Here is a 26,515-nt window from a genome sequence, read left to right on the forward strand (position 1 = left end):
TGATACAGTATAGATATTCAATTTTGAGTTGAGAATACTCAGAGTTAAGTGACGATAGCCTAGGAGATACACCTGTTCCCATGCCGAACACAGAAGTTAAGCCCTAGTACGCCTGATGTAGTTGGGGGTTGCCCCCTGTTAGATACGGTAGTCGCTTAGCGCATAGGGAGTTTAGCTCAGCTGGGAGAGCATCTGCCTTACAAGCAGAGGGTCAGCGGTTCGATCCCGTTAACTCCCATAGGTCCCGTGGTGTAGCGGTTATCACGTCGCCCTGTCACGGCGAAGATCGCGGGTTCGATTCCCGTCGGGACCGTCAAGTAGAAATATTTGAGACTCGTTAGCTCAGTTGGTAGAGCAATTGACTTTTAATCAATGGGTCACTGGTTCGAGCCCAGTACGGGTCATATATGCGGGTGTGGCGGAATTGGCAGACGCACCAGATTTAGGATCTGGCGCTTAACGGCGTGGGGGTTCAAGTCCCTTCACCCGCATTAGAAAAGTTAGCCGGCTTAGCTCAGTTGGTAGAGCATCTGATTTGTAATCAGAGGGTCGCGTGTTCAAGTCATGTAGCCGGCATAAAATGCGAACGTAGTTCAGTGGTAGAACACCACCTTGCCAAGGTGGGGGTCGCGGGTTCGAATCCCGTCGTTCGCTTGAGGAGCCGGGGTGGCGGAACTGGCAGACGCACAGGACTTAAAATCCTGCGAAAGGAAACTTTCGTACCGGTTCGATCCCGGTCCTCGGCATAATATAATAATGAGCACCCTTAGCTCAACTGGATAGAGTACCTGACTACGAATCAGGCGGTTAGAGGTTCGACTCCTCTAGGGTGCATTTTTATCGGGAAGTAGCTCAGCTTGGTAGAGCACTTGGTTTGGGACCAAGGGGTCGCAGGTTCGAATCCTGTCTTCCCGATTTAGACCTTTGAGAACTGAATAAGAAACCAAGTGCAGGGTTATGATAGAAGAATTATAACCTGTCAATTTACAAGAATAAATCGTCAGACGACGGTAATGAGTTAACGCTCGAACAATTATTAAAGTTTTTAATGAGAGTTTGATCCTGGCTCAGGACGAACGCTGGCGGCGTGCCTAATACATGCAAGTAGAACGCTGAAGAGAGGAGCTTGCTCTTCTTGGATGAGTTGCGAACGGGTGAGTAACGCGTAGGTAACCTGCCTTGTAGCGGGGGATAACTATTGGAAACGATAGCTAATACCGCATAACAATGGATGACACATGTCATTTATTTGAAAGGGGCAATTGCTCCACTACAAGATGGACCTGCGTTGTATTAGCTAGTAGGTGAGGTAACGGCTCACCTAGGCGACGATACATAGCCGACCTGAGAGGGTGATCGGCCACACTGGGACTGAGACACGGCCCAGACTCCTACGGGAGGCAGCAGTAGGGAATCTTCGGCAATGGGGGCAACCCTGACCGAGCAACGCCGCGTGAGTGAAGAAGGTTTTCGGATCGTAAAGCTCTGTTGTAAGTCAAGAACGAGTGTGAGAGTGGAAAGTTCACACTGTGACGGTAGCTTACCAGAAAGGGACGGCTAACTACGTGCCAGCAGCCGCGGTAATACGTAGGTCCCGAGCGTTGTCCGGATTTATTGGGCGTAAAGCGAGCGCAGGCGGTTTGATAAGTCTGAAGTTAAAGGCTGTGGCTCAACCATAGTTCGCTTTGGAAACTGTCAAACTTGAGTGCAGAAGGGGAGAGTGGAATTCCATGTGTAGCGGTGAAATGCGTAGATATATGGAGGAACACCGGTGGCGAAAGCGGCTCTCTGGTCTGTAACTGACGCTGAGGCTCGAAAGCGTGGGGAGCGAACAGGATTAGATACCCTGGTAGTCCACGCCGTAAACGATGAGTGCTAGGTGTTGGATCCTTTCCGGGATTCAGTGCCGCAGCTAACGCATTAAGCACTCCGCCTGGGGAGTACGACCGCAAGGTTGAAACTCAAAGGAATTGACGGGGGCCCGCACAAGCGGTGGAGCATGTGGTTTAATTCGAAGCAACGCGAAGAACCTTACCAGGTCTTGACATCCCGATGCTATTTCTAGAGATAGAAAGTTACTTCGGTACATCGGTGACAGGTGGTGCATGGTTGTCGTCAGCTCGTGTCGTGAGATGTTGGGTTAAGTCCCGCAACGAGCGCAACCCCTATTGTTAGTTGCCATCATTCAGTTGGGCACTCTAGCGAGACTGCCGGTAATAAACCGGAGGAAGGTGGGGATGACGTCAAATCATCATGCCCCTTATGACCTGGGCTACACACGTGCTACAATGGTTGGTACAACGAGTTGCGAGTCGGTGACGGCAAGCTAATCTCTTAAAGCCAATCTCAGTTCGGATTGTAGGCTGCAACTCGCCTACATGAAGTCGGAATCGCTAGTAATCGCGGATCAGCACGCCGCGGTGAATACGTTCCCGGGCCTTGTACACACCGCCCGTCACACCACGAGAGTTTGTAACACCCGAAGTCGGTGAGGTAACCTTTTGGAGCCAGCCGCCTAAGGTGGGATAGATGATTGGGGTGAAGTCGTAACAAGGTAGCCGTATCGGAAGGTGCGGCTGGATCACCTCCTTTCTAAGGAAAAACGGAATGTACTTGAGTTTCTTATTTAGTTTTGAGAGGTCTTGTGGGGCCTTAGCTCAGCTGGGAGAGCGCCTGCTTTGCACGCAGGAGGTCAGCGGTTCGATCCCGCTAGGCTCCATTGAATCGAAAGATTCAAGTATTGTCCATTGAAAATTGAATATCTATATCAAATTCCATATGTAATTAAATACATATAGATAGTAACAAGAAAATAAACCGAAACGCTGTGAATATTTAATGAGTTAGGTCGAAAGACCAAAATAAGGTTAAGTTAATAAGGGCGCACGGTGGATGCCTTGGCACTAGAAGCCGATGAAGGACGTGACTAACGACGAAATGCTTTGGGGAGCTGTAAGTGAGCAATGATCCAGAGATGTCCGAATGGGGGAACCCGGCAGGTAATGCCTGTCACTCATTACTGTTAAGGTAATGTAGAGGAAGACGCAGTGAACTGAAACATCTAAGTAGCTGCAGGAAGAGAAAGCAAAAGCGATTGCCTTAGTAGCGGCGAGCGAAACGGCAAGAGGGCAAACCGAAGAGTTTACTCTTCGGGGTTGTAGGACTGCAACGTGGACTTAAAGATTATAGAAGAACTACCTGGGAAGGTAGGCCAAAGAGAGTAATAGCCTCGTATTCGAAATAGTCTTTATACCTAGCAGTATCCTGAGTACGGCGAGACACGAGAAATCTCGTCGGAATCTGGGAGGACCATCTCCCAACCCTAAATACTCTCTAGTGACCGATAGTGAACCAGTACCGTGAGGGAAAGGTGAAAAGCACCCCGGGAGGGGAGTGAAATAGAACCTGAAACCGTGTGCCTACAACAAGTTCGAGCCCGTTAATGGGTGAGAGCGTGCCTTTTGTAGAATGAACCGGCGAGTTACGATATGATGCGAGGTTAAGTTGAAGAGACGGAGCCGTAGGGAAACCGAGTCTTAATAGGGCGCATTAGTATCATGTCGTAGACCCGAAACCATGTGACCTACCCATGAGCAGGTTGAAGGTGAGGTAAAACTCACTGGAGGACCGAACCAGGGCACGTTGAAAAGTGCTTGGATGACTTGTGGGTAGCGGAGAAATTCCAAACGAACTTGGAGATAGCTGGTTCTCTCCGAAATAGCTTTAGGGCTAGCGTCGATGTTAAGTCTCTTGGAGGTAGAGCACTGTTTGGGTGAGGGGTCCATCCCGGATTACCAATCTCAGATAAACTCCGAATGCCAACGAGATATAATCGGCAGTCAGACTGCGAGTGCTAAGATCCGTAGTCGAAAGGGAAACAGCCCAGACCACCAGCTAAGGTCCCAAAATATATGTTAAGTGGAAAAGGATGTGGGGTTGCACAGACAACTAGGATGTTAGCTTAGAAGCAGCTATTCATTCAAAGAGTGCGTAATAGCTCACTAGTCGAGTGACCCTGCGCCGAAAATGTACCGGGGCTAAAACATATTACCGAAGCTGTGGATACCTTTATAGGTATGGTAGGAGAGCGTTCTATGTGCGAAGAAGGTGTACCGTGAGGAGTGCTGGAGCGCATAGAAGTGAGAATGCCGGTATGAGTAGCGAAAGACAGGTGAGAATCCTGTCCACCGTAAGACTAAGGTTTCCAGGGGAAGGCTCGTCCGCCCTGGGTTAGTCGGGACCTAAGGAGAGACCGAAAGGTGTATCCGATGGACAACAGGTTGATATTCCTGTACTAGAGTATATAGTGATGGAGGGACGCAGTAGGCTAACTAAACCAGACGATTGGAAGTGTCTGGCCAAGCAGTGAGGTGTGATATGAGTCAAATGCTTATATCTATAACATTGAGCTGTGATGGGGAGCGAAGTTTAGTAGCGAAGTTAGTGATGTCACACTGCCGAGAAAAGCTTCTAGCGTTAATTATACTCTACCCGTACCGCAAACCGACACAGGTAGTCGAGGCGAGTAGCCTCAGGTGAGCGAGAGAACTCTCGTTAAGGAACTCGGCAAAATGGCCCCGTAACTTCGGGAGAAGGGGCGCTGACTTATGGTCAGCCGCAGTGAATAGGCCCAAGCAACTGTTTATCAAAAACACAGCTCTCTGCTAAATCGTAAGATGATGTATAGGGGGTGACGCCTGCCCGGTGCTGGAAGGTTAAGAGGAGTGCTTAGCAATAGCGAAGGTATGAATTGAAGCCCCAGTAAACGGCGGCCGTAACTATAACGGTCCTAAGGTAGCGAAATTCCTTGTCGGGTAAGTTCCGACCCGCACGAAAGGCGTAATGATTTGGGCACTGTCTCAACGAGAGACTCGGTGAAATTTTAGTACCTGTGAAGATGCAGGTTACCCGCGACAGGACGGAAAGACCCCATGGAGCTTTACTGCAGTTTGATATTGAGTATCTGTACCACATGTACAGGATAGGTAGGAGCCTATGACCTCGGGACGCCAGTTTCGAGTGAGGCGTTGTTGGGATACTACCCTTGTGTTATGGCTACTCTAACCCAGATAGGTTATCCCTATCGGAGACAGTGTCTGACGGGCAGTTTGACTGGGGCGGTCGCCTCCTAAAAGGTAACGGAGGCGCCCAAAGGTTCCCTCAGAATGGTTGGAAATCATTCGCAGAGTGTAAAGGTATAAGGGAGCTTGACTGCGAGAGCTACAACTCGAGCAGGGACGAAAGTCGGGCTTAGTGATCCGGTGGTTCCGCATGGAAGGGCCATCGCTCAACGGATAAAAGCTACCCTGGGGATAACAGGCTTATCTCCCCCAAGAGTTCACATCGACGGGGAGGTTTGGCACCTCGATGTCGGCTCGTCGCATCCTGGGGCTGTAGTCGGTCCCAAGGGTTGGGCTGTTCGCCCATTAAAGCGGCACGCGAGCTGGGTTCAGAACGTCGTGAGACAGTTCGGTCCCTATCCGTCGCGGGCGTAGGAAATTTGAGAGGATCTGCTCCTAGTACGAGAGGACCAGAGTGGACTTACCGCTGGTGTACCAGTTGTTCTGCCAAGAGCATCGCTGGGTAGCTATGTAGGGAAGGGATAAACGCTGAAAGCATCTAAGTGTGAAGCCCACCTCAAGATGAGATTTCCCATGATTTTATATCAGTAAGAGCCCTGAGAGATGATCAGGTTGATAGGTTAGAAGTGGAAGTGTGGTGACACATGTAGCGGACTAATACTAATAGCTCGAGGACTTATCCAAAGAAAGTAACTGAGACATATTGACAACGATTTGGTTTCTTGATACAGTATAGATATTCAATTTTGAGTTGAGAATACTCAGAGTTAAGTGACGATAGCCTAGGAGATACACCTGTTCCCATGCCGAACACAGAAGTTAAGCCCTAGTACGCCTGATGTAGTTGGGGGTTGCCCCCTGTTAGATACGGTAGTCGCTTAGCGTTTATCCGCCATAGCTCAGTTGGTAGTAGCGCATGACTGTTAATCATGATGTCGTAGGTTCGAGTCCTACTGGCGGAGTATAGATTTCATTGCTGGACGTAGGTCTAGCTTTTTTTTTGTTTTTATCACCTTTTATAGTGACATATATGTCACTATTTTATTTCTTATTTATCTCTTATAATAGGTCTCGTAATTAATTTAATTACAAAAATTATATCTATTAATAGGAGGTTGAATGGAACAAGAAGTTTTTGTTCACGCATATGAGGTTGTTAGGCCGATTGTACTTAAGGCTAGTCGACAATATTTCATCCAACTTTGGGACCAAGCTGATATGGAGCAAGAAGCTATGATGACGCTTTATCAGCTTTTAGAAAAGTTTCCTGAATTAAAGTCTGATGATGATAAGTTACGGCGTTATTTTAAAACGAAATTTAGGAATAGACTTAATGATGAGGTTAGAAGGCAGGAGTCTGTAAAACGACAAGCCAATAGACAATGTTATATTGAAATTTCAGATATTGCTTTTTGTCTTCCAAATAAAGAGTTAGATGCTGTTGATAGGCTTGTTTATGATGAGCAGCTTAATGCTTTCCGTAATCAGTTGTCTTCGGAAGATGCTACTAAGTTAGACCGTTTGCTAGCTGGGGAGTGTTTTAGAGGTCGGAAAAAGATGATTCGAGAGTTAAAATTTTGGATGGTTGATTTTGATCCTTACAATGAAGATGATTAATTCTTAATATAGAACCTTGACTGGCAATATTGTTTAATATGAATAAAAAACACTTCGAAAGTAGATTCATCTTATCTATCTTTTGAAGTGTTTTTAATGTAATGAATTTATTTTACTGCTATAGGGTTTCCAATAAATCTTGGAAGTTCAATATTTTCTTTGATTAGGGCTTCCTGGTAAAGTTTCAAGAAGTCTGCATAGATATGAGTTTGTTGTCCATTTTTTGTAAAGATATCAATACGAAATACCAGTTGTCCAGAAGGAGTTGTGCTTAATCCAATGATATTTGGTGCTCCACAGATTTGAGGATAGTTTTCAATGTTTTCTTGATTTACTTCTTGGATGATGCTTGTCACCTTATTGATATCGGTTGACGGATAGACTGGGATATCAATTTGAGCTCTCATATCCCCTCGAGATTTGTTGGATACAATTGTGATATTTCTGTTAGGTATAAAGTGGAGAGTTCCATCAAATCCTCGAATTTGAGTAGTTCGAATACCTACGGTTGAAATAAGGCCTGTAACGGGTCCTACTTCAACTGAGTCACCGACTTCAAATTGGTTTTCTAACAAGATGAAAAAACCATTAACGACATCTGATAGGAAGCCTTGAGCTCCTAGACCAAGAGCAACCCCAGCAAGTCCTGCACCAGCAAGGAGGCTAGATACTGGAACCCCAAGGATACTAAGAAGCCAGTAAACAAGGAAAAAGTATAGCACGTAGTTCATGCAATTGTGTAGTAAACGTTCAATGGTTTTTTGTCGAGCAGGTGTTTGAATTGTCCAAGCTAGAGAGCGTCCAACTGTATGTTTAAAAAGGAAGTTGATAATCTTCTTACTAAGAAGAAAGATGATGAGAAGAATGAGGAGCTTAATCCCTTTTGTAATGAGTACCATTAGGGTCTCTTCAAAATTAAATTGTTGGATGTATCTTTGTAAAATATTCATAGCTTTAGTTTATCAAAAATTTGAAAAAGTAACAGTTCCTAACGATTTTCTTGTGATTAAATTGGAGAAAAAAACTTTTAAAAGGCTTTGAAATATGGTAAACTAAACTGTATCTATAAAAAATTTTAAGGAGAATGACTACATGTCTGTATCATTTGAAAACACAGCCACTAACCGTGGTGTGGTGACATTCACTATCGGTCAAGATAAAATTCAACCAGCTTTGGATCAAGCGTTTAACAAGGTTAAAAAGAATTTGAACGCTCCAGGCTTCCGTAAAGGACACATGCCTCGTGCCGTATTTAACCAAAAATTTGGTGAAGAAGCTCTTTACGATGATGCTTTGAATGCAATTCTTCCAGCAGCTTATGAAGCAGCGATTGCTGAACTTGGTCTTGATGTTGTTGCACAACCAAAAATTGATGTAAAATCAATTGAAAAAGGTCAAGATTGGACACTTACTGCAGAAGTTGTTACAAAACCTGAAGTAAAACTTGGTGCATATAAAGATCTTGAAGTTTCAGTTGAAGCTTCTAAAGAAGTTACTGATGAAGAAGTTGATGCTAAGCTTGAAAACGAACGCAAAAACTTGGCTGAATTGGTCGTTAAAGAAGGTGCAGCTGAAAATGGCGACACTGTTGTTATCGACTTTGTTGGTTCAGTAGATGGTGTTGAATTTGACGGTGGTAAAGGTGAAAACCACTCTCTTGAACTTGGTTCAGGTCAATTTATCCCAGGATTCGAAGACCAATTGGTTGGAGCAAAAGCTGGTGATGAAGTAGAAGTTAAAGTAACTTTCCCAGAAGACTATCAAGCTACTGATCTTGCAGGTAAAGCTGCTGTATTTGTTACTAAAGTTAACGAAGTTAAAGCTAAAGAAGTTCCTGCTCTTGATGATGAGTTGGCTAAAGATCTTGACGATGAAGTTGAAACTCTTGATGAGTTGAAAGCTAAATACCGTAAAGAACTTGAAGCAGCTAAAGAAATCGCATATGATGACGCTGTTGAAGGTGCTGCACTTGATTTGGCTGTTGAAAACGCTGAAATCGTTGAATTGCCAGCAGAAATGGTTGAAGACGAAGTTCACCGTGCTATGAACGAATTCATGGGTAACATGCAACGTCAAGGTATCTCTCCTGAAATGTACTTCCAAATCACTGGTACAACTCAAGAAGATCTTCACAAACAATATGAAGCTGACGCTGACAAACGTGTGAAAACTAACCTTGTTATCGAAGCTGTTGCTGCTGCTGAAGGATTCGACGCTACAGAAGAAGAAATCCAAAAAGAAATCAATGATCTTGCAGCTGAGTACAACATGGAAGTATCACAAGTTTCTGCACTTCTTTCACCTGAAATGCTTAAACACGATATCACTATGAAGAAAGCTGTTGAAGTTATCACAAGCACAGCAAAAGTTAAATAATATGACTAAAATCAAGTTTCTGTTGAGACTTGATTTTTTCTTCTATAAATGCTTTGACTATTGACTCTTTTTAGCGTAAAATAAAAGGTAGCGAAAAATTGATTGCTGAGCTATTTCTGATGGAAACTAGCTTGAGTAAGAATGAAGGAGAACCACTTTGGAACTAGACGTATTTGCTGGACAAGAAAAAAGTGAATTATCAATGATTGAAGTGGCCCGTGCTATCTTAGAAACACGTGGTCGTGATAATGAAATGTATTTCAATGATTTGGTCAATGAAATTCAAAATTACTTAGAAAAATCGGATGCTGATATCCGCAATGCTTTGCCATTCTTTTATTCAGATTTGAATACGGATGGAAGTTTCATTCCACTAGGTGATAACAAATGGGGCTTGCGTTCATGGTATGCAATTGATGAAATCGATGAAGAGGTCATCACATTGGAAGATACTGATGAAAATGCACCAAAACGTAAGAACAAGAAAGTTAATGCCTTCATGGATGGTGATGAAGATGCCATCGATTATAATGACGATGATCCAGAAGACGAAAACTTCACACCTGATTCTGATAGTCTTGAATATGACGACGATAGCGAAGATGATGAGAAAGCCGAAGTGGAATCTTATGACTCTGAGTTGAATGAAATTATTCCAGATGATGATTTGGATGATGTTGAGTTGTCAGAAGAAGATGATGACGATGACTATGAGGATGAGTCAAACGACTAAGTTTTCATTGACAAATGGTCTTGGATAGTTTAGACTATTTATCGGGCACCTCTTTTGAAGAGGTCATGATTAAGGCTCCCAGAGTGAAACTCTTGGGGGTCATTTTTGTTTTTAGTCATTTACTGGACTTGTCTAAGGTGAGGTACTTTGTACTGCTCCAATCAGGTACTAGGAAAGGGCTGTCGTGATTATTTGAGTGGGTAATCAATCTACTATCTGTAGTTGTTTTGAATAATATTATAAGGAGTTAACATGACAAAATATATTTTCGTCACTGGTGGTGTGGTATCTTCAATTGGTAAAGGGATTGTAGCTGCAAGTCTTGGACGTTTGCTTAAGAACCGTGGTCTTAAGGTTACGATTCAAAAATTCGATCCTTACATCAATATTGACCCAGGGACAATGAGTCCTTACCAACACGGTGAAGTTTATGTCACTGATGATGGTGCTGAAACTGACCTTGACCTTGGTCACTACGAACGTTTTATTGATATCAATCTTAATAAATACTCTAACGTGACTACTGGTAAGATTTACAGCGAAGTTTTGCGTAAGGAACGTAAAGGGGAGTATCTTGGTGCGACTGTTCAGGTGATTCCGCATATCACCGATGCTTTGAAAGACAAGATTAAGCGTGCAGCGACAACGACTGATTCAGATGTCATTATCACTGAAGTTGGTGGTACGGTTGGGGATATTGAAAGTCTTCCATTCCTTGAAGCTCTTCGTCAAATGAAGGCTGATGTGGGTTCTGATAATGTTATGTATATCCACACAACGCTTCTTCCTTATTTGAAGGCTGCTGGTGAAATGAAGACAAAACCAACGCAACACTCTGTTAAGGAATTGCGTGGTTTGGGTATCCAACCAAATATGTTGGTTATTCGTACAGAACAACCTGCTGGTCAAGGAATTAAGAATAAATTGGCTCAGTTCTGTGATGTTGCACCTGAGGCTGTTATCGAATCACTCGACGTGGAACATATCTATCAAGTGCCACTTAATATGCAGGCTCAAGGTATGGATCAAATCGTTTGTGATCATTTGAAACTAGATGCTCCAGCTGCAGATATGACAGAATGGTCTGCTATGGTTGATAAGGTACTTAATCTTAAGAAGACAACTAAGATTGCCCTTGTCGGTAAGTATGTGGAGCTTCACGATGCTTACTTGTCAGTGGTTGAAGCACTTAAACACTCTGGTTTGGCAAATGATACTGCTATTGATATTGACTGGGTCAATGCTAATGATTTGACTGCTGAAAATGTTGCCTCTCGTTTGGCTGATGCTGATGGTATCATCGTTCCTGGTGGTTTTGGTCAACGTGGTACTGAAGGAAAGATTCAAGCTATTCGTTATGCACGTGAAAATGATGTGCCAATGTTGGGTGTCTGTCTTGGTATGCAATTGACATGTATTGAGTTTGCTCGTCATGTCCTTAACTTGGATGGCGCTAATTCAGCTGAGCTTGATCCAAACACAAAATATCCAATTATCGATATTATGCGTGATCAAATTGACATTGAAGATATGGGTGGTACTCTTCGTCTCGGTCTTTACCCATGTAAGTTGAAACCAGGTTCTAAGGCAGCTGCAGCTTATGGTAATCAAGAAGTTGTTCAACGTCGTCACCGTCACCGTTATGAATTTAATACTAAGTTCCGTGAACAGTTTGAGGCTGAGGGCTTTGTATTCTCAGGTGTGTCACCAGATAATCGTTTGATGGAAGTTGTAGAACTCCCAGACAAGAAATTCTTTGTGGCAGCGCAATACCACCCAGAATACCATAGCCGTCCAAACCATGCTGAGGAACTTTACACCGCCTTTGTGACAGCAGCGGTTGAAAATGCTAAATAATAAACTAGGACAGAGTGGGGCAGCCTACTCTGTTTTTTATTGGCTCCTTTTATGCTAAAATAAAGGGAATAATAAGAAAGAACGAGGAAAACAAATGGCTAAATTCGGCTTTTTGTCAGTATTAGAAGAAGAATTGGATAAGCACCTGGACTATGATTTCGCTATGGACTGGGATAAAAAGAATCACGCTGTAGAAGTAACGTTTATCCTAGAAGCACAAAACAGTAGCAATGTGGAGACTATTGATGATAAGGGTGAAGTGTCTGATGAAGATGTCATTTTTGAAGACTACGTGCTCTTTTACAATCCAGCAAAATCACGTTTTGATGAAGAGGACTACCTAGTGACAATCCCATATGAACCTAAGAAAGGTCTATCTCGTGAGTTTTTGGCCTATTTTGCGGAGACTTTGAATGAGGTGGCGACAGAAGGATTGAGTGACTTGATGGATTTTCTATCTGATGATGGACCTGAGGAATTCGGTTTGGTTTGGGACAAAGAAGCTTTCGAAAAAGGGGAAGCTCAACTTGAAGAGAAGGAATTTTTTTGCTTATCCGAGGTATTAAAGGGAGCGAAAAAGGATGGATGCTTATTTAAAAAATCAGTTTGATTTTACAGGTGTTAAGGTTGCCTTACTCGTAGCGCAAAGTATTTTGGTTATTCTTAGAGATAATAAACCAGATATTCCTTGGCCAAATACATGGGAGTTGCCAGGTGGTGGAAGAGAAGGTCAAGAAACGCCTCTTGAATGTCTTCAACGTGAGGTCTGGGAGGAGCTTGGATTGGCTCTGAAAGAGGAATCGATTATTTGGTCGAAAATCTATCCTAGTATGTTGGATAAAGATAGGTCAGCCGTTTTTGTGGTTGGCCAAATTAGTCAAGAGCAGTATCGTGAGATTCATTTTGGTGACGAGGGGCAGGAATTTAAACTAATGCCTGTAGAGGATTTTATAAAAGCAGAAGGTGTCATTCCCCAGTTGCAGGAACGTTTTAAAGACTATTTATCAGAAAAGGAAGAAAATAATATATGGACAAATGGCAAGAACTAACGATTGAAGTTAATCGTGAGGTCGAAGAGGCGGCTTCTAATATTTTAATTGAATCTGGTAGTCAAGGTGTGGCTATTGATGATAGTGCAGATTATTTGGAAAATGCAGACCGTTTTGGTGAGCTTTATCCTGAGGTTGAACAGGTTGAGACGGTTAAAATTACGACTTATTATCCGGAGTCAGCAGATATCGAAGCTATTACTAAGCAGGTTAATGAGCGTTTGGCTGAGTTGACAGATTTTGGTCTTGAAACTGGAGATATTCACTTGGCTACTCAAGAATTGGTTGAAGAAGACTGGGCTGAGAATTGGAAGAAGTACTATGAACCAGCTCGCATTACCCACGATTTGACTATCGTACCGTCATGGACGGATTATGAGGCATCAGTAGGTGAGAAGATTATCAAGCTAGATCCTGGCATGGCCTTTGGAACCGGAACACACCCAACGACTAAGATGAGTCTTTTTGCACTCGAACAGGTGCTTCGTGGTGGCGAGACGGTGATTGATGTGGGAACTGGTTCGGGTGTCCTCTCGATTGCTAGTTCTCTTCTTGGAGCTAAGGAAATCTATGCCTATGACCTTGACGATGTGGCGGTTCGAGTGGCACAGGAAAACATTGATATGAATCTTGGCATGGAAAATATCCACGTTGCTGAAGGTGATCTTTTGAAGGGTGTAACTCAAGAAGCTGATGTTATCGTGGCTAATATTTTGGCGGATATTCTCATCCATCTGACGGAAGATGCCTACCGTTTGGTTAAGGACGAAGGTTATTTGATTATGTCAGGGATTATCTCTGAAAAATGGGATATGGTGCGTGCATCGGCTGAGAAAGCAGGTTTCTTCCTAGAAACTCACATGGTTCAGGGAGAGTGGAATGCTTGTGTCTTCAAGAAGACAGATGATATTTCAGGTGTGATTGGAGGCTAAATGCAACAGTATTTTATAAAGGGGCAAGTTGAAAATCCAGTAACTATCAAAGACAAGGATACTGTAAAGCATATGTTTAACGTTATGCGTTTAACAGAGGATGATCAGGTTGTCTTAGTTTTTGAAGACGGTATCAAGCGTCTTGCGCGTGTGACTGACCGTGAGAATCATGTCTTTGAAGTGATTGAAGACTTAAATGATAATGTTGAGATGCCTGTATCTGTAACCATTGCCTCTGGCTTTCCCAAGGGAGATAAGCTAGAGTTGGTGACACAAAAGGCAACAGAGCTTGGAGCTCAGGCTATCTGGGCCTTCCCTGCCGACTGGTCTGTGGTCAAGTGGGATGGTAAGAAGCTTGCCAAGAAGGAAGATAAACTTGCCAAGATTGCTCTAGGAGCTGCAGAACAATCCAAGCGTAATCGTGTGCCAGAAGTTAGATTGTTCGAGAAGAAGGGAGAATTTCTATCAGAATTAGATAATTTTGATAAGATTTTTATCGCCTATGAGGAAACAGCCAAAGCAGGCGAGTTGGCTACTTTAGCTCGTGAGTTGGCTCAGGTAGAGAATGGTCAGAAAATTCTCTTTATCTTTGGACCAGAAGGTGGTATTTCTCCGTCTGAGATTGATGCATTTGAAGAAGCTGGTGGCCTTAAAATTGGCCTTGGACCGCGTATTATGCGGACGGAAACGGCTCCTCTCTACGCTTTGAGTAGTGTCAGTTATGCCCTAGAATTGAATAAATAAAAGAAAGTTGGCCTTGTTCCAACTTTTTTGTATTTGACACTTTTAAGCTAAGATTGAATCTTGTCATTGGTTTTGTATGACAAATCGAGTATTTCTAAAAAAGTTGATAATCTTATATAGGTTTAATATAATTGTATTATCTTTATAAAAGGGGAAGATTTTTAATGAAAACGAATCGTTATGTGACTCAATCCGCTGTGGTTTTGGGCCTCTTTGCTCTCTTGACTGTGCCACAAGTCGTAGGGCAAGCCGATGAAGCAACGGCACCAGTACCAACTGCTTCTACCGAAACTGTGGCAGATAGTGGTACTTCTGTAGTATCAGGACAAGGAACTTCTGGGACAGCTGTTCAAGGAGGAACAGAGACTGTCTCTGCTACACCAACAACAGTAGCGACAAATGCGTCTGCAGAGCCATCAGCTAATACCTCAACGACCCAAGCAAGTCAAGAAGCCAGTGCTGTTTTGACGAATGCCAATCAGGTGACACCAGCAGTGCCAGTACAGGCTGAAACTGTAACAGAGCCTGCTCATGAGGGGCAGACCGTTGATATGCAGATTTTGTCAACAACAGACCTTCATACCAACTTGGTTAACTATGACTATTATCAAGATAAGCCGTCTCAAACAGTTGGTTTGTCTAAAACTGCTGTCCTTATCAAAAAAGCTCGTGAAACTAATCCAAATACGGTCTTAGTGGACAGTGGGGATACGATTCAGGGGACTCCTTTTGGGACTTATAAGGCCTTGATTGACCCTGTTGCCCAAGGTGAGACTCACCCTATGTACAAGGCTTTCGAGATGCTTGGGTATGACGCCGAAACGCTTGGAAACCACGAGTTTAACTATGGCCTAGAATTTTTGGATCGCATGGTTAAGGCTGCTAAGATTAATATTATCAATGCCAATGTGCGTAATGCTCAGACTGGTGATTACTATTACAACCCTTATAAGATTGTTAACAAGACCTTTACTGATACGGACGGCAAACAGGTAACACTAAAAATCGGTATTACTGGTGTCCTTCCAACACAGATTTTGGTTTGGGATAAGGCCAACCTTGAAGGTAAGGTAACCGTTGATGATCCAATGGAGGCTGTTAAGGCTATCGTTCCTAAGATGAAGGCTGCAGGAGCTGACTATATTCTTGTTGCTGCTCACTCTGGTATTGGTGATAATGAATACACTAAGAACGAAGAAAATGAGGGTTACCAAATTGCTGGTATCGAAGGCGTTGATGCTGTTGCGACAGGGCATTCTCACGCTGATTTCCCAAATGGAGATGGCACAAGTTTTTATGCGAAATATCCTGGTGTAGATGATGTCAATGGTATCATCAATGGGAAACCTGTGGTTATGGCTGGTAAATTCGGAGATCATCTAGGTATCATGGATGTTAAATTGACTTACACGGACGGCAAATGGAAAGTTGTTAACAGTAAGGCTAAGCTTGAAAAGATTGATACTAAGTCAGATGTTGCGGACAAGGACTTAATTGACATGGCAGCTCATGACCATAATGGAACAATCAACTATGTTCGTAAGGAAGTTGGTGAGACTACTGCACCAATTACTAGCTACTTTGCTCAGGTTCAGGATGATCCATCTATTCAAATCGTTAATAATGCACAACTATGGTATGCTAAAAAACAAGTAGCGGGAACAGCAGATGAGAATCTCCCAATCCTCTCAGCGGCTGCACCTTTCAAGGCAGGGACTCGTGGGGATGCGACCTACTATACCGATATCCCAGCTGGTCCATTGGCCATTAAGAACGTCGCAGATCTCTACCTCTACGACAATGTTACTGCCCTACTCAAAGTGACTGGGGCACAAATTAAAGAATGGTTGGAAATGTCTGCAGGACAGTTCAATCAAATTGATCCTAACAGCAAAGAACCACAGCAACTCATTAACAGTAGCTATCGCTCATACAATTATGATGTGATTGATGGGTTGACTTATAAGTTTGATTTGACACAACCTAACAAATACGATCGTGAAGGTAAGTTGGTTAATCCAGACGCTAGTCGTGTTCGTGACTTGGCTTATCAAGGGAAACCTATTGATTTGAATCAGACTTTCCTTGTCGTGACTAACAACTATCGTGCGACTGGTAACTTCCCTGGTGTTAAAGATGCTGCCGAAAAACGCCTCCTCAATCTTGAGAATCGTCAGGCCATCATTGATTATATCGTTAGCGAGAAGACAATTAACCCAACTGCCGATGGAAATTGGAGTTTCGTCCCTAATATTACGAATGCAGATATCCGTTTTGCTTCATCTGACAATGCGCGTGCCCACCTTGCTGGTCAGGATGCCATTAGTTATGTAGGACCATCAACACAAGCCGGATTTGCAGAGTACCGCTTGATTGTTAAGGAAAAGGCAAATCAAGTTGAGGATACGACTAAGAAAGAATCTGAGAAGTCACCAAAAGGTTCTGAGACAGCGGATCAAACTAAGCGTGAGACACCAAAAGCTACTGTAGGTGCTAGCGTGGCTAAACCTGCCCCAGCTATCCAATTGTCAAATGCTCAAGTCGTTATCTTGCCTCAAGCTCAAGTACAAGAAGCCCAAGGTTCAAGTTCAGTTAAGGCCTTGCCAAACACTGGTTCAGACGAATCTGTGTCAGCAACTTTAGCTGGTCTGGTTCTTATGACCTTGGCTGGATTCTTTGGAATCAAAAAACACGAAAAAAATTAAGCAAAGGAAAAAGCCCCTATCAGGGCTTTTTTGCTCTAGTTTTAGCGTTGGTTAAAGTTCTTTTGTGCTTCTAGGATAATAGGTGCCAGACGTTCTATATCGGACTGTGTACCGCGTAGCTCGAAGTCTCCCAACATTGGGAAACCAAAACGTTGACTGTACTGTTTGGCGGTTAGGCAGTACTGGTTATTGAAGTTACGGTTACCAGAACCGATGATACCAAAGCAACGTTTGTGATTATCATGGGCTGCGATAAAGTCCCCCAGTGGATTGGTTAGGATCTCAACATCCCCATTGTCAACGCCATTTCCTCCTTCAAGGTAGGTTGGTAAGAGTGCGACAAAGGGTTCATCTACTTGGAAGGTTTCATGATTAAGCTCTTTAATATTGATTTGGCGACATTCAATCCCGTGGTTGAGGGATAGATAGTCAGACATACGTTTGACAAAGCTTTGGGTATTGCCGCTTAGACTAATATAAACGAGGGTAAGTTGAGACATAAGCGTCCTCTTTCTATCTATATCTTGTGTTTGTTCAATCATTCTAACACAAGATATTGTGCTTTTCAAGTAAGCTCCTTGCGCTTAAGAATTGCCTATCTAGCTCTTTTTCTTTACTTGTAAAAGTGATAAAATAAAGGTTATTAAAAGAAGCGAAGGAAGAAATCATGGCTAAAGATAAAAATGTAACAGGAGAAGAAATTTTAGACATTTGCTCGGCCTATATGTCAGCAGATGATTTGAAATTAGTTGAAAAAGCCTGGCATTATGCGACAGATGCTCATAGTGGGCAATCTCGTCAGTCAGGAGAACCTTATATTATTCACCCTATTCAAGTGGCAGGTATCCTGGCAGATCTCCATCTTGATGCAGTGACAGTAGCCTGTGGTTTCTTACACGATGTCGTTGAAGACACCGAAAAAACGCTTGATGATTTGGAAGCGGATTTTGGTACGGATGTACGAAATATCGTGGACGGTGTTACTAAGCTTGGTAAAGTTGAGTACAAGTCCCACGAGGAGCAGTTGGCTGAAAATCACCGTAAGATGCTTATGGCCATGTCTAAGGATATCCGTGTCATCTTGGTTAAATTGGCCGACCGTTTGCACAATATGCGTACCCTTAAGCATCTTCGTAAGGATAAGCAAGAGCGCATTTCTCGCGAAACTATGGAAATCTATGCTCCTTTGGCCCACCGTTTAGGTATTAGCCGTATCAAATGGGAACTGGAAGATATGGCCTTCCGTTACCTTAATGAGGTGGAATTCTACAAGATTTCTCACATGATGAAGGAAAAACGTCGTGAGCGTGAGGAACTTGTGGACGAGATTGTCGATAAAATTAAGACCTACACAGCTGAACAAGGACTTGTTGGTGATGTGTATGGTCGTCCAAAGCATATCTACTCTATTTACCGTAAGATGCGCGACAAGAAAAAGCGCTTTGATCAAATCTATGATTTGATTGCCATCCGTTGTGTTATGGAGACGCACAGTGATGTTTACGCCATGTTGGGATACATCCATGAACTCTGGCGTCCGATGCCTGGCCGTTTTAAAGACTATATTGCCAATCCTAAATCCAATGGTTACCAGTCTATCCATACAACGGTTTATGGACCAAAAGGGCCTATTGAAATCCAAATCCGTACCAAGGAAATGCACCAAGTTGCCGAATACGGGGTTGCAGCTCACTGGGCTTACAAGAAAGGTATCAAGGGCAAGGTAGATTCGAAAGAGTCTGCTTTGGGAATGAACTGGATTAAAGATCTTGTTGAACTTCAAGACGCCTCAAATGGTGATGCTATGGGGTTTGTTGACTCTGTTAAAGAGGATATCTTCTCGGAGCGTATTTATGTCTTTACGCCAAATGGTGCTGTTCAGGAACTGCCTAAAGATTCAGGACCTATTGACTTTGCCTATGCCATCCATACCCAAGTTGGTGAGAAGGCCACAGGTGCTAAGGTTAATGGCCGTATGGTGCCCTTGACAGCCAAACTCAAGACAGGTGATGTGGTTGAGATTGTAACTAATGCCAATTCCTTTGGTCCTAGCCGTGACTGGATTAAGATGGTCAAGACCACCAAGGCCAGAAATAAAATTCGTCAATTCTTTAAAAATCAGGACAAGGAAGCCTCTATCACCAAGGGTCGTGAGCTTTTGATTGCCTACTTCCAAGAGCATGGCTATATTGCCAATAAGTACCTAGACAAGAAACATATTGAGGAAATTCTCCCTCGTATGAGTGTGCGTAGTGAAGAAGCTCTTTATGCCGCTGTTGGTTTTGGTGAAATTAGTGCTGCTGCTGTTTTCAATCGTTTGACGGAAAAAGAACGCCGTGAGGAAGAGCGTGCGAAGGCAAAAGCTGAAGCTGAAGAGCTAATGAACGGTGGCGAAGTTAAGACTGAGAAGAAAGAAGTTCTTAAGGTTAAGAGTGAAAATGGCGTCATCATTCAAGGTGCTTCAGGCCTCCTCATGCGTATCGCTAAGTGCTGTAACCCAGTACCTGGAGATGAGATTGAAGGATATATCACCAAGGGCCGTGGAATTGCAATTCACCGTTCCGATTGTAATAATATCAAGAGTCAAGAAGGTTATGAGCAACGTTTAATCGAAGTGGAGTGGGATGAACGTAATGCCAATAAATCTTATTTGGCAGAGATTGATATCTATGGTCTTAACCGTTCTGGTCTGTTGAATGATGTTCTTCAAATCTTGTCAAATACGACCAAGAGCATTGCTACGGTTAATGCACAACCGACTAAGGACATGAAGTTTGCCAATATTCACGTTAGCTTTGAAATTGCAAACCTTATTGAATTGACTGGTCTTGTGGATAAGATTAAAATTATTCCTGACGTTTACAGTGTTAAACGTACGAATGGGTAAGGAGTTACTGCGATGAAGATTGTAATTCAGCGCGTGCAAAGTGCCTCTGTAGTTATTGAGGATTCTACGGTTGGCGCTATTAAGCAGGGGCTCTTACTATTGGTCGGAGTTGGTCCCGAGGACACCAAAGAGGACCTAGAGTATGCAGTTCGTAAGATTGTCAATATGCGTATTTTTTCAGATGAAGATGGCAAGATGAATCTTTCTGTTAAGGATGTTGGTGGCCAGATTTTGTCGATTTCTCAGTTTACGCTTTTTGCAGATACGAAAAAAGGGAATCGACCGGCATTTACAGGTGCTGCAAAGCCTGACATGGCTAGCCAGTTCTATGACGATTTCAACCAATCCTTGTCAACTCATGTTCCTGTAGAAAGAGGACGCTTTGGCGCAGATATGCAGGTTAGTTTGGTCAATGACGGACCTGTGACCATTATTTTAGATACCAAAAATCGATAAACAAACCATTTCTCGCCTTGTGTGAGAGGTGGTTTTTTATTCTCATCGCAGGAACTATTTAGGTGATGGATTTTCATTATTTGGGATTTATTTTTTTATTTTAAGTAGACTGAATCAAGTGAATATTTAATGAAATTAGAAAATGTTGCTCTCAAATTTCTGAAAAAACCTGACCATTCATGATGAAAAAATTACCGTTTACGAGGATTACCGGAAATTCCCTTGTCTTACAAAAAAGATTAAGTTAACATTAGTTTCATAAGAAACACCAAGCGATTTTTATGAAACTAAAAATAACTCGAGTTTACAGCATGCAAATACAAATAGTGATAATTTGAAACGCCGAGGTGATTTAAACTTTTTTAGAGGGATAGAGAGATATGTCAAAGAAAGTAGCGTCAACTAAATTATTATCAGGTTTGTTTGTAGCCGGTGGTGTCCTAGGGATGAATCAGGTTGCCAAGGCAGATAACGTGGTCAGTTCAGAAGCAACAAAACCAGTTATTACAACTGAAGCAGATAACTTGGTGGTGGTACCAACTGAGGCCGTTGCTCCAGTAGCGACAACAGAAATAGGTCCATCAACTGCTACTGTTGCGACAGATACTGCAACAACAGCGACAGCTTCTACAATCTTTTCACAAGCTGTGCCAGCAGAAAGTGCTAGCTCAGAAACGCTTGTAGCCAGTGAAGCACTAGCTCCTGAGTCAGCTGCTGTGGAAACCATCACATCATCATCTGATAATGCTACTGAAGCAGGACGCCATTCAACTGCTCAAGTAACACCAGTTACAGAAGTGACAGAGCAAAACTTGAATGGTGATGCCTACTTGACAGATCCAGAAACAACAAAAGCAGCTTATAGCAAGACAGATGGTGATATTAATTATTCCGTTGTTGTGTCTAATCCAACAGCAGAAACTAAGACGATGACTGTCAACTTGACACTTCAACATGCTTCAGAAATTATCGGTCAAGATAACGTTGACCTTACGCTAGCGGCAGGAGCTTCAGCCAAGGTTTCAAACTTGACAGTAGCGTCAGAGTGGTTGACAAACAATACAGGTTACTTGGTGACAATCAGTGTCAACGATAAATCAGGCAATGTCTTGTCAAGCAAGCGCGCTGGCTTGTCTGTTGAAGATGATTGGACAGTTTTCCCACGTTACGGTATCGTAGCAGGTTCACCAACTGATCAAAACAGTATTCTTGTTAAAAATCTTGAAGCCTACCGTAAAGAGCTTGAGCTCATGAAGTCTATGAATATCAACTCATATTTCTTCTATGATGCTTATAATGAAGCTACAGATCCTTTCCCAGAAGGTGTCGATAGCTTTGTTCAAAAATGGAATACCTGGAGTCACACTCAGGTTGACACTAAGGCTGTTAAAGAATTGGTTGATCAAGTTCATAAGTCAGGTGCTGTTGCCATGCTTTATAACATGATTTCAGCAGATTCAAATCCAAAGAATCCGGCCCTTCCACTTGCTGCTTTGGCTTATAACTTCTACGATAGCTTTGGTAAGAAGGGTGAACCGATGACTTACACTATCGGTGATAACCCAACTCAAGTTTACTATGATCCGGCGAATCCAGATTGGCAAAAATACATCGCAGGTGTCATGAAATCAGCTATGGATCGTATGGGATTCGATGGTTGGCAAGGTGATACAATTGGTGACAACCGTGTGACTGATTATGAGCACCGTAACAGCACAGACGAGGCTGACTCACACATGATGTCTGATTCATATGCGTCATTTATTAATGCCATGAAGGACCTCATCGGTGAAAAGTACTACATCACAATCAATGATGTTAATGGTGGTAATGATGATAAACTAGCCAAGGCACGTCAAGATGTTGTTTATAATGAGCTTTGGACAAACGGTGGTTCAGTTATTCCAGGACGTATGCAGGTTGCCTATGGTGATTTGAAAGCACGTATCGATATGGTACGCAATAAAACTGGTAAATCACTTATCGTTGGTGCCTACATGGAAGAACCAGGGATTGATTATACTGTTCCTGGCGGAAAAGCAACTAACGGTGCTGGTAAAGATGCCCTTGCTGGTAAACCATTGCAAGCTGATGCGACTCTTCTCGTAGATGCGACAGTAGCTGCAGCAGGTGGTTATCACATGTCCATTGCAGCCCTTGCAAATGCTAATGCGGCCCTTAACGTCCTTCAAAGTGCCTATTACCCAACGCAATACCTCAGTGTGGCTAAAGACACTATTCGTAAGCTTTACAATTACCAACAGTTTATCACTGCTTATGAAAATCTTCTCCGCGGTGAGGGTGTGACAAACAGCACTCAGGCTGTATCTACAAAGAATGCTTCTGGTGAAATCCTTTCTAAAGATGCTCTTGGTGTGACAGGAGATCAAGTTTGGACATTTGCTAAATCAGGAAAAGGTTTCTCAACTGTTCAAATGATTAATATGATGGGCATCAATGCGGGCTGGCATAATGAAGAGGGTTATGCGGACAATAAAACACCGGACGCACAAGAAAATCTCACAGTTCGTCTTAGCCTAGCAGGTAAAACAGCCCAAGAAGCAGCTAAAATTGCTGATCAAGTCTATGTGACGTCACCGGATGATTGGGCAACTTCAAGCATGAAGAAGGCACAAGCAAGCCTTGAAACAGATGAAAATGGTCAACCAGTGCTTGTCATTTCAGTTCCTAAACTAACTCTTTGGAACATGCTTTATATCAAGGAAGACACAACAGCAACACCGGTAGAACCAGTTACTAACCAAGCTGGTAAGAAAGTAGATAATACCGTAACATCTGAAGCAAGCTCAGAAACAGCTAAATCAGAAAATACAACAGTAAATAAAGGTTCAGAGGCTCCAACTGATACGAAACCATCTGTTGAAGCTCCTAAACTAGATGAAACAACTAAACCAGCACCATCAGTTGACGAGTTAGTAAACTCAGCAGCTGTTCCAGTGGCGATAGCTGTGTCAGAGACCGCACATGATAAGAAAGATGACAACTCAGTATCTAATACGGATCAAGGTACAGTAGCATCAGATTCAATCACTACACCAGCTTCAGAGGCTGCAAGCACAGCTGCCTCAACAGTCTCATCAGAAGTATCAGAAAGTGTAACAGTATCATCGGAAGCATCAGAAACTGAAAATAGTTCAGAAGCATCAACTTCAGAGTCAGCAACTCCAACGACGACAGCAATTTCAGAATCACATGCAGTAGTTGAACCAGTGGCTTCTTTGACAGAATCAGAGAGTCAGGCAAGCACTAGCCTTGTTTCAGAAACTACAAGCACAATTGTCTCAGTTGCTCCGTCAGAAGTATCAGAAAGCACATCAGAGGAAGTCATCCTTGATGGACTATCAGAAAACATCAATAGTTGGAATAGACTCTCTGTAGCTCCTCGCGTCTCAGAAACCTTACCAAGTACTTCTGAAACGATTACAGAAGCAGCATCACTCTTTAGCAACTATGCAAGATATTCAGAAACAGCAAGCTCAGAATCTCACTCTATGGTAGCAGCTTCTTCAGAAGTTTCTATTGAAAAATTAGCAGTATCTATCTTGAAAGATACTGAGGGAGGCTTGTATGATGCAACAACAATCAGAAATATTGTTGAGATGATTGATAGCATTACAACAAATGTCAGCTATACTCGCAGTAGCCGTCAAGACCTTGTCAATACAGCTTCGTCAGATAACACTTACAATGGTAGTCAAGATCTTAACCTTGCAAGTAAGACAACGACGCAAGCAGGTGAAAAAGGAACAACTGAAGATCTTAAGGCTACAATTGCTAAAACAGCAAAATCTCACAAGTGGGGAGAACATGCTGTAGCTATCCTTACAGCTATTGTCCTTGCAGGTGCGGCAACCCTTGCAGCTCTTCGTAACTTCTTGATGTCAAAAAAAGTTGATAAATAATAAGTAGAACTCTTTGTGTAAACAAGGAGTTTTCTTTATACTGGCTGCTATTTTTTCTGAAAATTGTGATACAATAGAAATAGTTTGAATATTGTGTCAAAGGAGAGCCAATGATTACTGCAAATGATATCGTAAAGGCTAATGAAGTCTTAAAAAACGTGGTGGAACGCACGCCACTAGATTTTGATCGCTACTTATCTGAAAAATACGGGGCGACTATTTATATTAAAAAAGAAAATATGCAAAAGGTACGCTCTTTCAAATTGCGTGGAGCTTACTATGCTATCCATCAATTGAGTGATGAGGATAAGGCGCGTGGTGTGGTTTGTGCATCAGCCGGAAACCATGCTCAAGGGGTTGCCTACACTTGTAACGAGATGAAGATTCCGGCAACCATCTTTATGCCAGTAACAACGCCTCTCCAAAAAATTGGTCAAGTCCGTTTCTTTGGTGGCAAGTTTGTAACAATCAAATTGGTGGGAGATACCTTTGATGCTTCTGCTCAAGCAGCGCAGGAATATACCAAGTCTGAAGGGATGACTTTCATTGATCCATTCGACGATTATAATGTCCAAGCGGGGCAAGGAACTGTTGCTTATGAAATTTATGAGCAGGCTCAAGAGGAAGGTGTTTCCTTTGATAGTATCTTAGTTCCAGTCGGAGGCGGTGGCCTTATCTCTGGTGTAGCTACCTATATCAAGGATGTGGCACCATCTATGGAGGTTATTGGTGTTGAGGCTAGTGGTGCTCGTAGTATGCGTGCTGCCTTTGACCGTGGTTATCCTGTAAAACTCGAAGAAATTGATAAGTTTGCGGACGGGATTGCTGTTCAAAAGGTAGGTGCCAAGACCTATGAAGTCGCACGTAAATACGTTGACCGCCTCTTGGGAGTTGATGAAGGATTGATTTCAGAAACCCTAATTGATATGTACTCTAAGGTTGGTACCATTGCAGAACCCGCAGGTGCGGCATCAGTGGCAGCTTTGGAAGTGCTTAAAGATGAGATTAAAGGAAAAACCATCGTCTGCATCATTTCAGGTGGTAACAATGACATCAACCGTATGCCAGAGATGGAAGAACGTGCGCTTATCTACGATGGTATCAAGCATTACTTTGTGGTTAACTTCCCACAACGTCCTGGTGCCCTTCGTGAATTTGTAAATGATATCTTGGGACCAAATGATGATATCACTCGTTTTGAGTACATCAAACGTGCTAATAAAGGAAAAGGTCCGGTTCTCATTGGTATAGCTCTTAGTGACAAGAATGACTATGATGGACTTCTCGAGCGTCTTTCGGCCTTTGACCCAAGTTATATCAACCTTCACGGTAACGAAACACTATACAATATGCTTGTCTGAGGACAGGTTCAGATAATGAAAAAAGAATCGACGAACGTCGGTTCTTTTCTACTTTAACTTAGCTATAAAATGTCACTAGGCCTTATCTTCAAACTAAAACCCCAGTATTTCTACTGAGGTTTTCTTTATTCGATAATTAAGAGTCCATCTTTGATGGCGAATGGATTGTCTTTATTGATGCGGTCGTAGAACATGATACCGTTAGTATGGTCGATTTCATGTTGAACAACGATTGAGTTGTAACCACGGAGTTTAACACGTTGCTTTTCGCCTTCTTTGTTGAAGTATTCAACAGTTACACGAGCATGACGAACCACGTAACCAGGAACGTCGCGGTCAACTGAGAGGCATCCTTCGCCATCGCCCAAAGCAGCATCTTGAACAGAATGGGCAACTACTTTAGGGTTGTACATGATTTCTTGAAGGCTATATGCTTCTTTTGGTGGATTACCTTCAGCGTCTTCAGGGTTTGGAACGAGAACAGCGATAATGCGTTTTGAAATATCTAATTGAGGGGCTGCAAGACCGACTCCCCCACGAAGCCCCATTTTTTCGGCAATAACAGGATCTTGTGAGTTACGAAGAAACTGCATCATTTTTTCGCCTAGGATAATGTCTTCGTCTGATAGTGGGAAGGTTACATCTTCAGCGACAGCACGCAAGGTTGGATTTCCTTCGCGAATGATATCATTCATATCAATCATATGGCTGGCGCGGATAATTTTGGTTTGAGCGTCCATTTGTTTACCTCTATTTTCTTTGATTTACTTGTTTATAACTATAGCACAAAAGGG

15 protein-coding genes, 11 tRNA genes, 4 rRNA genes and 1 pseudogene are annotated in these 26,515 nt (G+C 42.9%); 28 read left to right on the top strand and 3 right to left on the bottom strand.

Annotated elements, in window-relative coordinates:
- Positions 1 to 44: 44 nt before the first annotated feature.
- The 16 genes from rrf (SSAL8618_RS01005) to SSAL8618_RS01080 all read left to right on the top strand — a co-directional run bounded on the left by rrf (SSAL8618_RS01005) (position 45) and on the right by SSAL8618_RS01080 (position 6,698).
- Positions 45 to 160 (top strand): 5S ribosomal RNA (gene rrf, locus SSAL8618_RS01005).
- Between the two features lie 5 nt (positions 161 to 165).
- Positions 166 to 238: transfer RNA gene (locus tag SSAL8618_RS01010), tRNA-Val, on the top strand.
- A gap of 2 nt (positions 239 to 240) precedes the next feature.
- Positions 241 to 313: transfer RNA gene (locus SSAL8618_RS01015), tRNA-Asp, on the top strand.
- A gap of 18 nt (positions 314 to 331) precedes the next feature.
- Positions 332 to 404, top strand: a tRNA-Lys gene (locus SSAL8618_RS01020).
- Between the two features lie 5 nt (positions 405 to 409).
- Positions 410 to 491 (top strand) — tRNA-Leu (locus tag SSAL8618_RS01025).
- Positions 492 to 503: 12 nt separating this feature from the next.
- A tRNA-Thr gene (locus SSAL8618_RS01030) sits at positions 504 to 576 on the top strand.
- 6 nt (positions 577 to 582) lie between these two features.
- Positions 583 to 654, top strand: a tRNA-Gly gene (locus tag SSAL8618_RS01035).
- Between the two features lie 6 nt (positions 655 to 660).
- Positions 661 to 746, top strand: a tRNA-Leu gene (locus SSAL8618_RS01040).
- A 14-nt stretch (positions 747 to 760) separates the two neighbouring features.
- A tRNA-Arg gene (locus SSAL8618_RS01045) sits at positions 761 to 834 on the top strand.
- A 7-nt stretch (positions 835 to 841) separates the two neighbouring features.
- Positions 842 to 915: transfer RNA gene (locus SSAL8618_RS01050), tRNA-Pro, on the top strand.
- A gap of 129 nt (positions 916 to 1,044) precedes the next feature.
- Positions 1,045 to 2,592 (top strand): 16S ribosomal RNA (locus SSAL8618_RS01055).
- Positions 2,593 to 2,646: 54 nt separating this feature from the next.
- Positions 2,647 to 2,719 (top strand) — tRNA-Ala (locus SSAL8618_RS01060).
- A 146-nt stretch (positions 2,720 to 2,865) separates the two neighbouring features.
- A 23S ribosomal RNA gene (locus SSAL8618_RS01065) occupies positions 2,866 to 5,765 on the top strand.
- 83 nt (positions 5,766 to 5,848) lie between these two features.
- A 5S ribosomal RNA gene (rrf, locus tag SSAL8618_RS01070) occupies positions 5,849 to 5,964 on the top strand.
- Together the 16S, 23S and 5S rRNA genes with 11 tRNA genes alongside form the textbook arrangement of a ribosomal RNA operon.
- Before the next feature lie 5 nt (positions 5,965 to 5,969).
- A tRNA-Asn gene (locus SSAL8618_RS01075) sits at positions 5,970 to 6,043 on the top strand.
- Between the two features lie 157 nt (positions 6,044 to 6,200).
- On the top strand, positions 6,201 to 6,698 hold the full coding sequence (locus SSAL8618_RS01080; protein ID WP_021143466.1) for a sigma-70 RNA polymerase sigma factor region 4 domain-containing protein: 498 nt from the start codon (positions 6,201 to 6,203) through the stop codon (positions 6,696 to 6,698).
- A gap of 107 nt (positions 6,699 to 6,805) precedes the next feature.
- Here SSAL8618_RS01080 and SSAL8618_RS01085 read toward each other — a convergent pair whose 3' ends face one another.
- Positions 6,806 to 7,648, bottom strand: a complete 843-nt coding sequence (locus SSAL8618_RS01085; RefSeq protein ID WP_037605435.1) for a mechanosensitive ion channel family protein — start codon at positions 7,646 to 7,648, stop codon at positions 6,806 to 6,808.
- Between the two features lie 142 nt (positions 7,649 to 7,790).
- On the opposite strand from SSAL8618_RS01085, the gene tig reads away from it, so the two are divergent.
- The 8 genes and pseudogenes from tig (at position 7,791) to SSAL8618_RS01125 (ending at position 17,094) form a co-directional block, all read left to right on the top strand.
- Complete coding sequence (tig, locus tag SSAL8618_RS01090; protein WP_002885606.1) at positions 7,791 to 9,074, top strand: trigger factor; 1,284 nt, start codon at positions 7,791 to 7,793, stop codon at positions 9,072 to 9,074.
- 157 nt (positions 9,075 to 9,231) lie between these two features.
- Positions 9,232 to 9,807, top strand: a complete 576-nt coding sequence (rpoE, locus tag SSAL8618_RS01095; RefSeq protein WP_002885605.1) for a DNA-directed RNA polymerase subunit delta — start codon at positions 9,232 to 9,234, stop codon at positions 9,805 to 9,807.
- Positions 9,808 to 10,059: 252 nt separating this feature from the next.
- The gene (pyrG, locus tag SSAL8618_RS01100; protein WP_022496517.1) at positions 10,060 to 11,664 is read left to right on the top strand and encodes a CTP synthase; all 1,605 of its coding nucleotides are present in this window, start codon (positions 10,060 to 10,062) and stop codon (positions 11,662 to 11,664) included.
- A gap of 94 nt (positions 11,665 to 11,758) precedes the next feature.
- Positions 11,759 to 12,230 (top strand): annotated as a pseudogene (locus SSAL8618_RS01105) (DUF3013 family protein).
- 15 nt (positions 12,231 to 12,245) lie between these two features.
- Positions 12,246 to 12,713, top strand: a complete 468-nt coding sequence (locus tag SSAL8618_RS01110) for an NUDIX hydrolase (RefSeq protein ID WP_037611142.1) — start codon at positions 12,246 to 12,248, stop codon at positions 12,711 to 12,713.
- Positions 12,692 to 13,645, top strand: coding sequence for a 50S ribosomal protein L11 methyltransferase (prmA, locus tag SSAL8618_RS01115; protein ID WP_038675162.1), 954 nt, complete (start codon positions 12,692 to 12,694; stop codon positions 13,643 to 13,645). Before SSAL8618_RS01110 ends, prmA begins: the two co-directional genes overlap by 22 nt.
- On the top strand, positions 13,646 to 14,389 hold the full coding sequence (locus SSAL8618_RS01120; RefSeq protein ID WP_037611140.1) for a 16S rRNA (uracil(1498)-N(3))-methyltransferase: 744 nt from the start codon (positions 13,646 to 13,648) through the stop codon (positions 14,387 to 14,389). It abuts the gene before it with no gap.
- Positions 14,390 to 14,553: 164 nt separating this feature from the next.
- The gene (locus SSAL8618_RS01125; RefSeq protein ID WP_038675165.1) at positions 14,554 to 17,094 is read left to right on the top strand and encodes a bifunctional 2',3'-cyclic-nucleotide 2'-phosphodiesterase/3'-nucleotidase; all 2,541 of its coding nucleotides are present in this window, start codon (positions 14,554 to 14,556) and stop codon (positions 17,092 to 17,094) included.
- Between the two features lie 41 nt (positions 17,095 to 17,135).
- Here SSAL8618_RS01125 and nrdI read toward each other — a convergent pair whose 3' ends face one another.
- On the bottom strand, positions 17,136 to 17,594 hold the full coding sequence (gene nrdI, locus SSAL8618_RS01130; RefSeq protein WP_022496522.1) for a class Ib ribonucleoside-diphosphate reductase assembly flavoprotein NrdI: 459 nt from the start codon (positions 17,592 to 17,594) through the stop codon (positions 17,136 to 17,138).
- A 167-nt stretch (positions 17,595 to 17,761) separates the two neighbouring features.
- Here nrdI and SSAL8618_RS01135 point away from each other — a divergent pair, with 167 nt between their 5' ends.
- The 4 genes from SSAL8618_RS01135 to ilvA all read left to right on the top strand — a co-directional run bounded on the left by SSAL8618_RS01135 (position 17,762) and on the right by ilvA (position 25,721).
- Positions 17,762 to 19,981 carry a RelA/SpoT family protein gene (locus SSAL8618_RS01135; RefSeq protein ID WP_022496523.1) on the top strand — a complete coding sequence of 740 codons (2,220 nt, stop codon included), beginning with the start codon at positions 17,762 to 17,764 and terminating at the stop codon, positions 19,979 to 19,981.
- A gap of 12 nt (positions 19,982 to 19,993) precedes the next feature.
- The gene (gene dtd, locus SSAL8618_RS01140) at positions 19,994 to 20,437 is read left to right on the top strand and encodes a D-aminoacyl-tRNA deacylase (protein WP_022496524.1); all 444 of its coding nucleotides are present in this window, start codon (positions 19,994 to 19,996) and stop codon (positions 20,435 to 20,437) included.
- 380 nt (positions 20,438 to 20,817) lie between these two features.
- A complete protein-coding gene (locus SSAL8618_RS01145) occupies positions 20,818 to 24,360 on the top strand; it encodes a glycoside hydrolase family 66 protein (protein ID WP_038675167.1) in 3,543 nt (1,180 codons plus the stop codon).
- Between the two features lie 110 nt (positions 24,361 to 24,470).
- Positions 24,471 to 25,721: a threonine ammonia-lyase IlvA gene (gene ilvA / locus SSAL8618_RS01150; RefSeq protein WP_038675170.1), complete on the top strand. Its 1,251-nt coding sequence runs from the start codon at positions 24,471 to 24,473 to the stop codon at positions 25,719 to 25,721.
- 125 nt (positions 25,722 to 25,846) lie between these two features.
- Here ilvA and def read toward each other — a convergent pair whose 3' ends face one another.
- Positions 25,847 to 26,461, bottom strand: coding sequence for a peptide deformylase (gene def, locus SSAL8618_RS01155; RefSeq protein ID WP_002883663.1), 615 nt, complete (start codon positions 26,459 to 26,461; stop codon positions 25,847 to 25,849).
- Positions 26,462 to 26,515 lie beyond the last annotated feature (54 nt).

The organism is Streptococcus salivarius (assembly GCF_000785515.1).
GTDB lineage: Bacteria > Bacillota > Bacilli > Lactobacillales > Streptococcaceae > Streptococcus > Streptococcus salivarius.

Excerpts from the sequence above, each read along its gene's own strand:
- SSAL8618_RS01080 (WP_021143466.1), top strand. The coding sequence starts at position 6,201 with ATGGAACAAGAAGTTTTTGTTCACGCATATGAGGTTGTTAGGCCGATT.
- SSAL8618_RS01085 (WP_037605435.1), bottom strand. The coding sequence starts at position 7,648 with ATGAATATTTTACAAAGATACATCCAACAATTTAATTTTGAAGAGACC.
- tig (WP_002885606.1), top strand. The coding sequence starts at position 7,791 with ATGTCTGTATCATTTGAAAACACAGCCACTAACCGTGGTGTGGTGACA.
- pyrG (WP_022496517.1), top strand. The coding sequence starts at position 10,060 with ATGACAAAATATATTTTCGTCACTGGTGGTGTGGTATCTTCAATTGGT.
- SSAL8618_RS01110 (WP_037611142.1), top strand. The coding sequence starts at position 12,246 with ATGGATGCTTATTTAAAAAATCAGTTTGATTTTACAGGTGTTAAGGTT.
- prmA (WP_038675162.1), top strand. The coding sequence starts at position 12,692 with ATGGACAAATGGCAAGAACTAACGATTGAAGTTAATCGTGAGGTCGAA.
- SSAL8618_RS01120 (WP_037611140.1), top strand. The coding sequence starts at position 13,646 with ATGCAACAGTATTTTATAAAGGGGCAAGTTGAAAATCCAGTAACTATC.
- SSAL8618_RS01125 (WP_038675165.1), top strand. The coding sequence starts at position 14,554 with ATGAAAACGAATCGTTATGTGACTCAATCCGCTGTGGTTTTGGGCCTC.
- nrdI (WP_022496522.1), bottom strand. The coding sequence starts at position 17,594 with ATGTCTCAACTTACCCTCGTTTATATTAGTCTAAGCGGCAATACCCAA.
- SSAL8618_RS01135 (WP_022496523.1), top strand. The coding sequence starts at position 17,762 with ATGGCTAAAGATAAAAATGTAACAGGAGAAGAAATTTTAGACATTTGC.
- dtd (WP_022496524.1), top strand. The coding sequence starts at position 19,994 with ATGAAGATTGTAATTCAGCGCGTGCAAAGTGCCTCTGTAGTTATTGAG.
- SSAL8618_RS01145 (WP_038675167.1), top strand. The coding sequence starts at position 20,818 with ATGTCAAAGAAAGTAGCGTCAACTAAATTATTATCAGGTTTGTTTGTA.
- ilvA (WP_038675170.1), top strand. The coding sequence starts at position 24,471 with ATGATTACTGCAAATGATATCGTAAAGGCTAATGAAGTCTTAAAAAAC.
- def (WP_002883663.1), bottom strand. The coding sequence starts at position 26,461 with ATGGACGCTCAAACCAAAATTATCCGCGCCAGCCATATGATTGATATG.